Origin of the sequence: Cytobacillus sp. S13-E01, assembly GCF_029193815.1 — a bacterium.
Classification (GTDB): domain Bacteria; phylum Bacillota; class Bacilli; order Bacillales; family Bacillaceae_L; genus Bacillus_BV.
Genome location: NZ_JARFVC010000001.1, coordinates 173261 through 187597 on the forward strand (window position 1 = coordinate 173261; position 14337 = coordinate 187597).

The following is a 14337-nucleotide window of genomic DNA, read 5'->3' on the forward strand; positions in this document are numbered from 1 at the left end:
CAAAACTCTGGGTACCTTCATTCTGGCTCCCAGAGCAAAACACTAAAACAAAAGTTATCATTACTTTGTTAAAAAGAGTTGAGAAACTAGGTTCTCAACTCTTTTTTCGCTATTTAGAAATCCAACTTTCATCTGAAGGATCTTTTCTCCAACTTTCTAATTTATCAAAGTCGTCATTAGAAATAACCTTCTTTTCTAATGCAACTTCTACTAATGAAGGATAGTCACTCAATGCGTATGCTTTAATATTTGCATCAGCTAGCTTTGTCACTCCCGCTTCTAGGCCATATGTAAAGATTGAGACAACACCAAGCACTTCACAACCAGCTTCCCGTAATGCGAGCGCAGCCGTGATCGCACTTCCACCCGTTGAAATCAAATCCTCTACTACTACAACCTTTTGCCCCTCTGCAATCTTACCTTCAATTTGATTTCCTTTACCATGCCCTTTAGCTTTACTACGTACGTAGCACATAGGAAGGTCAAGTAGGTCACTTACCCATGCTGCGTGTGGGATTCCAGCTGTTGCTGTTCCTGCAATTACATCTACCTCTTTAAAATGAGTCTGGATAAGCTGTGATAAGCCTTGGGCGATTTCCTTTCGCACAGCTGGATAGGATAGGGTTAGGCGGTTATCACAGTATATCGGAGATTTTAAGCCTGATGACCATGTAAATGGATCGTTAGGCTGTAAAAATACTGCCCCTATTTCTAATAAATGTGCGGCGATGTGCTTTTTCATATTGTTACCCCTTCCCAATCAGAAATAAATTGACGATAGACTTGAATAGGTTGATTTGCTTTTGTAATGCTTCTTCCGACCACAATAGCAGTTGAACCTAGGTTTCTTGCGGTCTCAGGTGATACAACTCTCTCTTGATCTCCAATAGCATCTGTTGCTAGTCTAATACCAGGAGTAACCGTTATAAAATCCTTACCCAGAATCTCCACAATAGTAGGTACTTCCAGGGAAGAACACACAACTCCATCTAAGCCACTTTTTTTTGCAAGAGAAGCGTAGTGAAGAACCGTATCAGCTAGTTTTTTTTCAATCCATATTTCTTCCTTCATTACCTTTTCTGACGTACTTGTCAGTTGAGTGACCGCTATACATAAAGGTCGCTTTTTTCCAGCTGGTGTTCCTTCTTCTAAACCTTCTACAGCTGCTTGCATCATTGCAGTGCCTCCAGCAGCATGAACATTAATAATATCGACACCTAGTTTAGCTAGACCTTTCATTGCGGATCTTACCGTATTTGGGATATCGTGAAGCTTTAAATCTAAGAAGATTGAGTGACCTTGTTCTTTTAAATACGTAATAATACTTGGTCCTTCTTGATAAAAAAGCTCCATTCCTACTTTTACAAATAGTTGTTGTTGATCAAAATGTCTTAAAAACTCTTTAACTTCGATACTACTTGGAAAATCAAGAGCTATAATTAACGGTCTTTGCATGCTTCCCCCAGCTCCTTCCAACACATTCTGAGATTTGATCAATTTCTAATTCATCAAGAAGGCTTGGTAAGTCTTCAATAATAGTTGGACAAACGAATGGGTTAACGAAGTTCGCAGTACCTACTGCAACCGCACTCGCTCCTGCATAAAGATATTCAATTACATCTTCAGCTGTTTGCACACCGCCCATCCCAATAATCGGAATAGAGACTGCTTGACTTACCTCATAAACCATTCTGATTGCTACTGGTTTTATAGCTGGTCCTGACAAACCACCTGTCTTATTCGAAAGTATTGGTTTGGCTGTTTTAAGATTTAGTTTCATACCAACTAGCGTATTGATCATCGTTAACCCGTCTGCTCCCGCTTCTTCAACAGCTTTTGCCATGTCTACGATATTAGCTACATTTGGTGAAAGCTTAACATATACAGGGACATCAGATACAGCCTTCACCTGTTTCGTTAGCTCTGCGGCAACTTCGGGAATTGTTCCAAAAGCAATTCCGCCCGTTTTTACATTTGGACACGATACATTAAGCTCTAAGGCTTTTACATTAGAAGCTTTGGAAAGTCGGCTAGCAACCTCAACATAGTCGTCTACTTGTGAACCAGCAACGTTTGCAATAATAGGAACATCATGTTGCTCTAACCATGGTAATTCCTCTGACACAACCTTATTTAAACCTGGGTTTTGTAACCCAATCGCATTAAGCATCCCTGAAGTTGTTTCAGCAACACGAGGGGTTGGATTACCAAAACGGGGTTCAAGTGTTGTTGCTTTGATCATAATTGCACCGAGTAGGCTTAGGTCATAAAACTTGGCGTATTCTTTTCCAAATCCAAAACATCCTGATGCAGGCATAATTGGATTTTTTAATGAAAGACCTGGTAATTCAATTTGTAATCTTGTCATATGACCACCTCACCTACCTTAAATACTGGTCCATCACTACATACTTTTTTATACGTAAAGCCATTTGGATCATTTTGAAGATGACAAACACAAGCAAAGCATGCACCAACTCCACATCCCATGCGTTCTTCTAAGGAAATATATGCTCTTTTATCAGCATATCTTTGTTCCAATGCTTTTAGCATCATCGTTGGACCACAGGAGTAAAGAGTGTCAAATTGTAAGCCAAAATTAGTGATAACATCTGTTATAAATCCCTTTGATCCATATGACCCATCTACAGTTGCAATATATGTTTCTCCTAGTAATGAAAATTGCTCTTCGTAAAACACTGCACTCTCCGTTTGGAAGCCCAATACATGGATGACATTTACACCTTTTGCAACTAATTGTTGGGACAGTTCATATAATGGAGGAACACCTATGCCTCCTCCTACTAACATAGCTGTTTCTCCCTTGTCAGTAGCTTCTACTGGGAAGCCGTTACCTAAAGGGCCTAATACATCAACTTGAATTCCCGCTTCTTTTTCAGAAAGGACTCGCGTTCCGTGTCCTTCCCTTCTGTATATCATTGTAAACTGATTATGTTGATGATCAATATTTGCAATACTGATCGGACGACGTAGTAATGGCTCAGAACCACCAGTTACCTTTACATGAACAAACTGGCCTGGTTGATTCATCTCACTCACTAGATTACCTTCAAGCGTCATTTCATATATGTTTTCTGCAATTGTCTCCTGTTTCACAACTTTCATCAGTTCTTTTTTTATCATTAATAAACCACCTCAGGACTTTTCATAAATGACGGCATTGATTCAGTTGAAAAAGTCATCGATTCTAGTACTCGTAAAATCGCTTTTGCAGTGTCCAATGAAGTTAAGCAGGCAACACCATTTTCGACTGATTCACGACGTATTCTAAAGCCATCACGTGCAGGTTGCTTCCCTTTTGTTAGTGTATTAATAACAAACTGCGCTTCACCCTGACGAATTACATCCAGCAGATTGGGTTTTTCAGTTCCAATTTTATTTACAACTTGAGCAGGAATATTTGCTTGCCCTAAGTAATTAGCTGTACCACTTGTTGCTAGGATACGATAGCCAATCATATGGAAGCGTCTTGCAATCTCTAATGCTTCTTCCTTATCCTTATCAGCAACTGTTAATAACACAGATCCATAAGTAGGAATTTTAAATCCAGCCGCAACCAACCCTTTATATAAAGCCTTCTCTAACGTTGAATCCTTGCCCATTACTTCCCCTGTTGATTTCATTTCAGGTCCGAGCGTGATGTCAACACCGCGTAGCTTTGCAAACGAGAATACTGGGACTTTTACATACACTCCTTCACTTTCTGGGTGAAGGCCTGTAGTGTAGCCTAAGTCTAGTAAACTAGTTCCTAAAATCACCTTTGTGGCAATGTTCGCCATTGGAATGCCAGTTATTTTACTTAAGAAAGGTACTGTTCTACTTGACCTTGGGTTTACTTCAAGTACTAAGACTTCCCCTTTGTACACGACAAACTGGATGTTAAGCAAACCTTTTATTTTTAACCCTCTCGAAAGAGTAATTGTGTAATCTATAATTTGTTGTTTTACTTCCTCTGACAAACTTTGTGATGGGTAGACTGCGATAGAATCTCCTGAATGGACACCTGCACGTTCAATATGTTCCATAATACCTGGTATTAACACCGTCTCGCCATCAGATATCGCATCTACTTCGATTTCTTTTCCGATCAGGTAACGATCAATTAAGACAGGATGCTGCGGATTCACATTTACTGCATTTTTCATGTAATGTAATAGTTCTTCAGTTTGATAAACAATTTCCATTGCTCGACCGCCAAGTACATAAGAAGGTCTCACAAGAACTGGATACCCAATTGCCTCAGCTATTACAACAGCTTCAAGAACAGATGTCGCCGTTTTACCTTTTGGTTGTGGCACACCTAGGATAGATAGCGCTTGTTCAAACTTGTCCCGATCCTCAGCCCTGTCCATGTCCTCAAGTGAGGTTCCTAAAAGCTTTACCCCTCTTGCTGATAGTTCACTTGCAAGATTAATAGCCGTTTGCCCACCAAATTGGACAACTACCCCAATCGGATTTTCTAACTCAATAATGTGCATAACATCCTCAATCGTTAATGGTTCAAAATAAAGCTTGTCAGAAATGGAGAAATCTGTCGAAACAGTTTCTGGATTATTATTTACGATAATGGCCTCATAACCAGCCTCTTTAATCGCCCATACAGAATGTACGGTTGCATAATCAAATTCAATTCCTTGGCCGATTCGAATGGGTCCAGATCCTAAAACGACAACACTTTTTCGGTCTGTCACGATCGATTCGTTTTCTTCCTCATATGTTCCATAGAAGTAAGGTGTTGAGGATTCAAACTCTGCAGCACAAGTGTCAACCATTTTATAGACAGGCATTAGCCCAGCTTGTTTTCTAAATTCATATATTTCTCGTTCGCTACAGTTCCACAGTTTGGCAATGGCTGAATCTGCAAATCCCATTTTCTTAGCTTTTAAAAGTACATCTAGATTGTGAACATTAGTCGTTAATTCATTCTCAAAGCTTATTATGTTTTCGAGTTTTTGAAGGAAAAATAAGTCGATTTCACTCCAATTATGAATGGTTTCAATTGTCACGCCGCGACGTAAGCTCTCGGCAATGTAAAATAAACGCTCATCCCCTGCTTTACGTATACGTTTTTCAATCGTTTCATCGTTGATTTGTTCTCCGTCTTTTAGCTCAAGGTGATAGACATTAAATTCTAAAGAACGAACCGCTTTTAAGATTGACTCTTCAAAATTTCTACCAATTGCCATTACCTCACCGGTTGCTTTCATTTGAGTACCAAGTCTCCTATTGGCTGACTCAAATTTATCAAATGGCCATCGTGGAATTTTCGTTACAACATAGTCTAAAGCTGGTTCAAAGCAAGCATAGGATTTTTCTGTAACAGGATTGATCATTTCATCTAATGTTAAGCCCACTGCTATTTTTGCTGCCAATTTTGCAATTGGATAGCCTGTTGCTTTTGAAGCCAGTGCTGACGACCTGCTTACCCGTGGATTTACTTCAATAATATAATAGTTAAAACTGTACGGATCTAAGGCTAATTGAACGTTACAGCCCCCTTCGATTTTAAGAGCTCTAATGATTTTTAATGATGTATTACGCAGCATTTGATATTCACGATCACTTAATGTTTGGCTTGGTGCAACCACAATGGAATCGCCTGTGTGAACACCTACTGGATCAATATTTTCCATATTACAGACAACAATTGCGTTATCAGCTGAATCACGCATCACTTCATATTCAATTTCTTTAAAGCCAGCAATACTTTTTTCTAGTAAGCATTGATTTACAGGACTGCTTTTCAATCCACTAGTGACGATTTCAATAAGCTCTTCCTCATTTTCACAAATCCCCCCACCTGTACCACCTAAAGTGTAAGCTGGACGAACAATGACTGGGTATCCAACATGTTGAACAAACTTGTAAGCTTCTTCAAGCGTATGGATAATATCGCTTTCTGGAACCGGTTCATTTAACTCATTCATTAAAGTTCTGAATAGATCACGGTCTTCAGCTTGTTCTATTGAAGAAAGCTTCGTACCTAATATCTCCACTCCACATTCGTCAAGAACACCTGATTTAGCAAGTTCTACAGCTAGATTTAACCCTGTTTGGCCACCTAATGTTGGGAGTAACGCGTCAGGTCTTTCCTTACGAATAATTCTACTAACAAATTCTAGTGTTAGTGGCTCAATATAGACTTCGTCTGCAATTTGCGTATCTGTCATGATAGTTGCAGGGTTTGAGTTAACCAAAATGACTTTATAGCCTTCTTCCTTTAGTGCTACACAAGCTTGTGTTCCTGCATAGTCGAATTCAGCTGCTTGCCCTATCACAATTGGACCTGAACCTATCACAAGAATACTGTTAATGTCTAAACGTTTTGGCATAATTTTTCCCCTGCTTTCTTAAAAGTCTCGATCATTTGTAAGAATTCGTTAAATAAATGATTTGCGTCTTCTGGTCCAGGTGAAGCCTCTGGATGGTATTGGACTGTAAATGCTGGATATTCTAGGTGACGTAAACCTTCTACTGTTCCATCATTTAAAGCAATATGTGTAACCTTTAGTTTCGTATTAAGTAAAGATGCTTCATTAACGGTGTAGCCATGATTTTGTGAAGTAATGGCAACCTTTCCAGTTGCTAAATCCTTAACAGGATGGTTTGAACCACGATGACCAAACTTTAATCTTTCTGTATCAGCGCCATTTGCAAGGGCAAACAATTGATGTCCAAGGCAAATCCCGAACAACGGAACCTTACCAAGTACAGCATTAACCATTTCAATAGCTTCTTTAACATCCTTTGGGTCCCCAGGTCCATTACTAAGCATAATACCGTCAGGACTTAAACGAAGAATTTCATCTGCTGTCACATTATATGGTACAACAATCACGTCACAATCCCTTTTGTTTAATTCGCGCAAGATGCCATGCTTCATTCCAAAGTCTACTAATACAACACGGTGTCCGCGCCCAGGACTTGGATAGGCACTCTTAGTCGAAACCTGTTCAACTTGGTTTGTAGGTAAAATTTCTCCTTTAAGTTTTGCAATAATCTCATCAACATTTACATCCATTCCACATAGAGCGCCTTTTAATGTCCCGTATTGTCGAATGATCCTAGTTAGCTTTCTTGTATCTATTCCCGCAAGCCCAGGTATGTTTTTTGTTTTAAAGAATTCATCTAAGCTAAATTGATTTCTAAAATTTGAAGGATGATCACATACTTCCTTTACAATAAAGCCTTGAATTGCAGGGGTAATCGCTTCAAAATCATCCCGATTTATACCATAGTTACCAACAAGCGGATAGGTTAGGGTCACGATTTGACCACAATATGATGGATCAGATAGTATTTCTTGATAGCCTGTCATCCCGGTATTAAAAACAACTTCACCTACTGTTTGAACCTCACTACCGAAACCTTCACCCACAAAAATGGTTCCATCCTCTAAAATTAATTGTCGTTTCATACTGTGACACTCCCTTTCTCCCAAACTAGCTTTCCGTTAACAAATGTCATAACAGGCCAGCCTTTACATTTCCAGCCTGTAAAAGGTGTATTTTTACCTTTAGATAAAAAGGTTGAGGGATCAATTTCTTCTTCTTTCGTTAAATCAATTACTGTCAAATCCGCTTTTCTACCAACCTCTAACTTTCCAAAAGGTAACCCAAAAGTGTCTGCTGGTTTGCTAGTTAAAAAGCTTACAAGTTGTTCTAATGAGATAAGATTTGTTTCAACAAAGTGCGTATACATTAATGGAAATGCAGTTTCTAGTCCCACAATCCCAAAAGGAGCAAGCTTCATCCCTTCCGCTTTTTCTTTAAGCGTATGTGGCGCATGGTCAGTTGCAATAAAATCAATTGTTCCATCTAACAATCCTTCACGGAGTGCAGCACGGTCCGCATTACCTCTTAAAGGAGGGTTCATTTTAAAATTTGTGTCTAACCCTGGAATATCCTCATCACATAAAAGTAGATGATGAGGAGAGACCTCTGCCGTAACATGAATACCAGCACGTTTTGCGTCTCTAACGACCCTAACCGATTCTTTCGTACTGATATGACAGACATGGTAATGACACCCTGCCGCTTCTGCTAATAAGATATCTCTAGCAATATGTACTGATTCACATACTGATGGGATGCCATTTAGCTCATACTTTTTTGAATACTCGCCCTCATGTACACTCCCCTTATTAATGAGTGTGTTTTCTTCACAATGTGCCACGATTGCCATTCCTACTTTTGCTGCTTCTTTCATTGCTTTTAGCATCATTGCGGCTGATTGAACACCAACACCATCATCTGTAAACGCAAATGCGCCTGCTTCTTTAAGTGCTTTCATATCTGTTAAGTCTTCGCCTAGCTGTCTAGTTGTAATAGCAGCATACGGTAATACATTTACATGGCCAGTTTCGATAATTCGTTTTGTTAACCAGTCCATTTGCTCTTTTGTATCTGGTACAGGTCTAGTATTTGGCATTGCAGCAATTGTTGTAAACCCACCTTTTGCAGCAGCAAGTGTACCTGTTTCAATTGTTTCCTTCTGCTCTCCACCAGGTTCTCTCAGGTGCACATGCAAATCTATAAAGCCTGGTGAAATAAACTTACCGTCAAGATCGATGATTTCGGTGTTACTCGCATCTAGACCTAGACCAATCTCTGTTATGATGTCTTCTACAATTTTTATCTCAACTTGTTCTACTACACCATTCGAATTTATCCATTTCCCATTTTTTAATAGTTTTACCATACTGCAACTCCTCCTTGAACTGATAGTAGTGCGCGTTTTAATGCCGCCATACGAATGTATACCCCATTTTCCATTTGCTTAAAGATTCTAGAACGCTCGCATTCTACAAGTTGACTTGCAATTTCAACATCCCGATTAATGGGAGCTGGGTGCATAATAATACTTCCTGATTTCATTTTCTGTTCTCTTTCAATAGTCAATCCATATGACTCGTGGTAATCTTGGGCTGATTGTTCCATGGCTTCGATATGTCGTTCATGCTGAATTCTCAACAACATCACAACATCGGAAGTTTCTGTTGCTTCATCAATGTCGACATAATAACCATATGGGTTTGTTTGGTCCTGCCATTTTTCAGGAGCTGAAAAGACAACCTTTGCACCTAATCTTGTTATTGCCTCAGCATTTGAACGCGCTACTCGACTATGGCGAATATCACCAATAATCGCTACCTGCAAACCTTCAAATCTAGTAAACTCTTGTTTTATCGTTAATAAATCTAATAAAGATTGAGTAGGGTGATGACCACAACCATCTCCTGCATTTAAAATTGGTATCTCAATTTTCCCACGAAGCTTTTCAAAATAGTGATCCTCTGGGTGACGAATGACTACTGCTTTAGCACCTAGAGCCTGTAATGTTCGAACTGTGTCATACAAACTTTCACCTTTTTGAACACTTGATGTTTCAGCTTCAAAATTTAAAACATCTAAACCAATTTTCTTTTCGGCTACCTCAAAGCTAAACTTTGTTCGAGTACTAGGCTCAAAAAATAAGTTTGCTACGAATGTTTGTTCATTAACCATCCAGCCTTTACCTAAGGAAAAAAGATCAGCATCTGTTAATATGTCATTGATTTCTTCTATTGATAAGTCAGTCATTTTTAAGAGATGTTGCATTCAGTTAGCCCCCTGTTCATGGTTGTTATGCATATTTTTAATTATATAAAAACACCCTGACCTTTAACTAAGTCAGGGTGTTTAGCGGTTTGTTTACATGACTAAGCACTCAAAGTCCTTAGCCATCTACCACACCCTTGAAAGTCTCTCTGGACTTAATTAAAAGGTGATACTATGCAACAGAATTTTTATCACGTTCATTAATAGTTTCTGGTTTTTTATCTCTTCCTGGTAAGATCAGGTTAAGAACGATACCCAGAATGGCTGCTAATGCCATGCCATGTAGTTCAAAGTTTTCACTTACTTTAATAAATGCCCCACCAATTCCAATTACTAGGATTACTGACGAAATAATTAGGTTTCGTTTCTCACCAAAGTCAATTTTACCGTCAACTAGCATCCGTAACCCAGAAGAAGCGATGATACCAAACAGTAAGATTGAAACGCCACCCATAACAGCCGTTGGTACAGAACTAATTAGAGCTGTAATTTTGCCGATAAATCCGAATAAAATTGCGATTACGGCTGCTCCAGCAATAACAAACACACTATATACTCTTGTTATTGCAAGAACACCAATGTTTTCTCCATATGTTGTGTTTGGCGGGCCACCAATTAAGGCAGCAATCATTGTCGCAACACCATCACCAAGAATTGATCTATGAAGTCCCGGGTTCTTTATATAATTTCTACCTACCACATCACTTAAAACCATTTGGTGACCAATATGTTCTGACAAAGTAACAATAGCAACAGGAACCATTAATAATGCAATATCCCAAGTAAATATTGGTGTATAGCTAACAAATGGGATTAGGAAATCTGGAGCTTCAATCCAAGCAGCCTCTCTAACTCCAGTTAAGTCAACAAGCCCCATAGTGGTTGCAAAAAGATAACCACCGACAATTCCTACTAGTACAGGTATTAGACCAAAAAATCCTCTAAAAAATATTGCACTAACAATTGTTATTGCAAGTGTAACCAGGGCTACAAAGAGATGTGTTGAGCTATATATTAATTGATCTGCAGGTGCACCGGAATTCTCATACATTGCCATCCCAACAGCAACATTCGCCAATCCCAAACCAATAACGATGATAACTGGTCCTACGACCACAGGTGGAAGTAATTTCATAACCCACTTATAACCAGCATTTTTTATGAGTAAAGCAACTATTCCATATACTATCCCTGCCAATAAACTTCCAATCATTGCTCCACCTGGTCCACCAAGAGCCTTTGCTGCAATAATAGGTGTGATAAAAGCAAAGGATGATCCTAGATAAGCAGGAACCTGACCTTTGGTAATTAGCAAGAATGCAATTGTACCCAATCCACTTGATATTAACGCAACTGCTGGACTTAATCCAACAAGATAAGGAACTAATATTGTTGCACCAAACATTGCAAATAAATGCTGTAAACTAAGTGGTAGCCATTTTCCTAACGATGGCTTATCATGCACATCTAAAATAATTTTTTCATTCTCTGTATTCATTTCTTTTTCCTCCTCGTATATATCGTCTCTTGAAATTTCGTTTTAATCCATACCTTGTTGTGTATCACGTTACTAAATACTGGAGGATTGTGCTTAAATAAAAAACCTCTTTCGAGTCTATATAGACACAAAGAGGTTTTTGTAGTTTCTGCTTTTTTAAGCAAAAATAACATACCCCCCTTTGTTAGCCTCACCGGACCACCTTAAAAAGGGAAACTTATTTTTCATGTATTGACACTTGGTCAACCTTATCAATCTCTATTAATTCTACAACAATTTTTTCTGAATTTGATGTTGGTATGTTTTTCCCAACAAAATCTGCTCGAATCGGCAATTCACGATGACCACGATCAGCCAGGACTGCTAATTGTATCTGCGCAGGTCTGCCAATATCAATAAGAGCATCAAGTGCAGCTCTAACAGTACGGCCGGTGAAGAGTACATCATCTATAAGAATAACTTTCATATTTGTGATATTAACAGGAATATCAGAGCCTTTTACTAACGGTTCTTGATCGGCTGTCTTTTTTGTTAAATCATCACGGTACAGTGTAATATCAAGTTCACCTACAACTATTGGTTTACCCTCTATTTGTTCAATTCTTTCGGCTAATCTTTTAGCAAGATGTATACCTCTTGTTTTAATACCAACAAGGATACAATTATCAATACCCTTGTTTCGTTCGATAATTTCATGTGCAATCCTCGTTAGCGCTCGACTTATCGCCTGATCATCTAATAAAATTGCTTTTTGGACCATTGCAATCACCTCACTAATTTATAGTTTTTATAGTACCCGAAAAGCTCAGGTTGCCAAGTGTTAAGCAATATTCAATAAGAAAAGCGCAGGGCGCCCGGAGCTAGACACTAAAACTAGGTTCAAATTTTTATACTTTCTTATCTTTGCAAAAAACCTCTCACCATTGGCGAGAGGTTCGGTAGTGGGAAGTATAGGCACAGATGGCCTATTATTTCCTGTCCGATTCCTTCTCAGCCTCACGGGACTGTATTAAAGGGTCTTATTTAACTAAAATAATCATACAAAACGAATCGAAATTTGTCAACTACGATTTTTGAGCAATGTAAGGATCTGTTCGAATTCTTCTGGCAATGGTGCTTCAAATTCTAAATACTCTTGTGTTCTGGGATGCATAAAACCTAAAATACCTGCATGTAAAGCCTGACCATCAATAGGTAATGTTTTTTTAGGTCCATATTTAGGATCGCCTGCAAGTGGAAAGCCAATGTATTTCATATGAACACGAATCTGATGTGTTCTCCCTGTTTCAAGTTGACATTCAACAAACGTAAAATCCATAAAACGATCTAATACATTAAAATGAGTGATAGCCTCTTTACTATTTTCATCAATTACTGTCATACTTTGGCGATCACGTTTATCTCTTCCAATAGGGGCGTCAATTGTACCGTGGTCATGCTGGATGATTCCATGAACAATTGCTTTGTATTTCCTAGTTACTGTTTTTTTCACTAATTGATTTACTAACGATTCATGTGCCACATCATTTTTAGCAACCATCAATAAGCCTGAGGTATCCTTATCGATACGATGTACAATTCCTGGTCTTAACACACCATTAATACCTGAAAGATCTTTACAATGTGCCATTAAACCATTTACAAGAGTCCCTGACGCATGGCCGGGTGCAGGATGTACAACCATTCCTCTTGGCTTGTTTACGACTAACACATCACTATCTTCATAGTATATATCAAGATTCATTTCTTCTGGAACGACATCGAGCTCGACGGGTTCAGGTAACATTATGAGGATATTATCTCCCTCATTAACTTTATAGTTTGATTTAATACTTTTACCGTTTACAGTTACTAGTCCTTCTTTGATCCATTGTTGAACTTGATTTCTTGACCATCCATTATTTATAGTTGATACGGCTTTATCAATTCGATCGCCTTTTTGTTCTTGCTCAATTTTCACTTCAAATTGATTCATTAGATGTCTCCTTCTCTTGTTTACCTTCAAGCAATGTTAAAATTAAAACAAGACCAACACCAACAACTAGTGCTGAATCCGCAATATTAAAGATAGGGAAATCATATGTGAAAATGTATGTATTTATAAAGTCGACAACTTCCTTGCGGAAAATACGGTCGATAAAATTCCCAATTGCTCCGCCAAGCATCAACCCCAATGCTATACCCATTAAGCGTTGTTGTTTAGGCAATCTTTGAATATAAATTACAAGTATTGCTACCACTATAACCGTGATTATATAAAAGAACCACATTTGACCTTGTAAAATCCCCCATGCAGCACCACGATTTCGATGGGAAGTTATGTAAAGGAAGTTTTCAATTACAGTAATACTTTGTCCCAAATTCATATATGACACAATTGCCCATTTTGTCAACTGATCAACCAAAATGATTAGTAGTGCGATTATATAATAAATCATCATAGTACCCCCCTATCATAACATTTTATCTACTTTAGAATTTTAGCATAATTGTTTAGAGTGCACAATTAATTGCATGAGATAAGGAAAAAACCTAGATATGTAAATCTAAAAAACAGAAGTGATTAACACTCCTGTTTTAGGACATTACATGTGGGTTGTACGTTTGGGGATAAACATTTTTTTCGTAAAAATGACTATAGGTAAAATCAGAAATTGATCTTGCAGTGGGAAGAATATTGAGTTTTTCAAGAGGAATGGTTTCTCCTGTATCCTCACAAATACCATAGGTCCCATTTTCTATCTTCCATAGTGCTAGCTGTACATCCTGATAATCTTCTTTTACATGGTGTAAAATTATTTTTTCTTTTTCTGAATGATCTTTTTCATATCCGAACTCTGCACTCATTTCATAAAAAGCAGCATGGGAAAAAAGTCTTGATTGAAGCTCCTGTTTTGTAATTTCTAATTCTGCTTTAATCTCTGCATATTGACCGTTCAATAAGAACGCCTCCTTGTAATGCTTTTGATTAATGCTAATAAGATAGTAGTGATAGTGTAACCGAAATTAACAACTTTAAAGCCCACAAGTTTTTCCTATCTTTTGCTTTATTTCATTTTTCATTTTCAGTAAAACATTCGAGATTTTATATTTTTTTTGTCGGTTAACAAGCTAACATATTACAAAATTTACCAATGCGCGACAACCTTACAATTTTATAATTTCCTAAACATTGAAAAAGACCTTGAAAACAAGGTCTTTTTCGTTTTTGCCATATTT

Annotated in this window: 13 protein-coding genes; all 13 read right to left on the minus strand. The window is 38.1% G+C overall.

Annotated features, from left to right (window positions below; genetic code table 11):
* Nucleotides 1-109: 109 nt before the first annotated feature.
* Entirely contained in the window at nt 110-742 is a 633-nt protein-coding gene (gene pyrE / locus PY093_RS00815) for an orotate phosphoribosyltransferase (protein WP_275643949.1), read from the minus strand.
* Nucleotides 739-1455: an orotidine-5'-phosphate decarboxylase gene (pyrF, locus tag PY093_RS00820; RefSeq protein WP_275643950.1), complete on the minus strand. Its 717-nt coding sequence runs from the start codon at nt 1453-1455 to the stop codon at nt 739-741. Before pyrF ends, pyrE begins: the two co-directional genes overlap by 4 nt.
* Entirely contained in the window at nt 1427-2368 is a 942-nt protein-coding gene (locus PY093_RS00825; protein WP_275643951.1) for a dihydroorotate dehydrogenase, read from the minus strand. The genes pyrF and PY093_RS00825 overlap by 29 nt, the downstream gene beginning before the upstream one ends.
* Nucleotides 2365-3144 (minus strand): dihydroorotate dehydrogenase electron transfer subunit, encoded by a 780-nt coding sequence (locus PY093_RS00830; RefSeq protein ID WP_275643952.1) that lies wholly within the window; start codon nt 3142-3144, stop codon nt 2365-2367. The genes PY093_RS00825 and PY093_RS00830 overlap by 4 nt, the downstream gene beginning before the upstream one ends.
* Nucleotides 3144-6353, minus strand: a complete 3210-nt coding sequence (gene carB / locus PY093_RS00835; RefSeq protein WP_275643953.1) for a carbamoyl-phosphate synthase large subunit — start codon at nt 6351-6353, stop codon at nt 3144-3146. The genes PY093_RS00830 and carB overlap by 1 nt, the downstream gene beginning before the upstream one ends.
* Nucleotides 6338-7438: a carbamoyl phosphate synthase small subunit gene (locus PY093_RS00840; RefSeq protein WP_275643954.1), complete on the minus strand. Its 1101-nt coding sequence runs from the start codon at nt 7436-7438 to the stop codon at nt 6338-6340. The genes carB and PY093_RS00840 overlap by 16 nt, the downstream gene beginning before the upstream one ends.
* Entirely contained in the window at nt 7435-8721 is a 1287-nt protein-coding gene (locus PY093_RS00845) for a dihydroorotase (protein ID WP_275643955.1), read from the minus strand. Before PY093_RS00845 ends, PY093_RS00840 begins: the two co-directional genes overlap by 4 nt.
* Nucleotides 8715-9620, minus strand: coding sequence for an aspartate carbamoyltransferase catalytic subunit (locus PY093_RS00850; RefSeq protein WP_275643956.1), 906 nt, complete (start codon nt 9618-9620; stop codon nt 8715-8717). Before PY093_RS00850 ends, PY093_RS00845 begins: the two co-directional genes overlap by 7 nt.
* A gap of 172 nt (nt 9621-9792) precedes the next feature.
* On the minus strand, nt 9793-11118 hold the full coding sequence (locus PY093_RS00855) for a solute carrier family 23 protein (protein ID WP_275643957.1): 1326 nt from the start codon (nt 11116-11118) through the stop codon (nt 9793-9795).
* Nucleotides 11119-11335: 217 nt separating this feature from the next.
* Nucleotides 11336-11878, minus strand: coding sequence for a bifunctional pyr operon transcriptional regulator/uracil phosphoribosyltransferase PyrR (gene pyrR / locus PY093_RS00860; RefSeq protein WP_275643958.1), 543 nt, complete (start codon nt 11876-11878; stop codon nt 11336-11338).
* Nucleotides 11879-12178: 300 nt separating this feature from the next.
* Complete coding sequence (locus PY093_RS00865; RefSeq protein WP_275643959.1) at nt 12179-13093, minus strand: RluA family pseudouridine synthase; 915 nt, start codon at nt 13091-13093, stop codon at nt 12179-12181.
* Complete coding sequence (lspA, locus tag PY093_RS00870) at nt 13080-13556, minus strand: signal peptidase II (protein ID WP_275643960.1); 477 nt, start codon at nt 13554-13556, stop codon at nt 13080-13082. The genes PY093_RS00865 and lspA overlap by 14 nt, the downstream gene beginning before the upstream one ends.
* Before the next feature lie 139 nt (nt 13557-13695).
* Nucleotides 13696-14058 (minus strand): TraR/DksA family transcriptional regulator, encoded by a 363-nt coding sequence (locus tag PY093_RS00875; protein ID WP_275643961.1) that lies wholly within the window; start codon nt 14056-14058, stop codon nt 13696-13698.
* Nucleotides 14059-14337 lie beyond the last annotated feature (279 nt).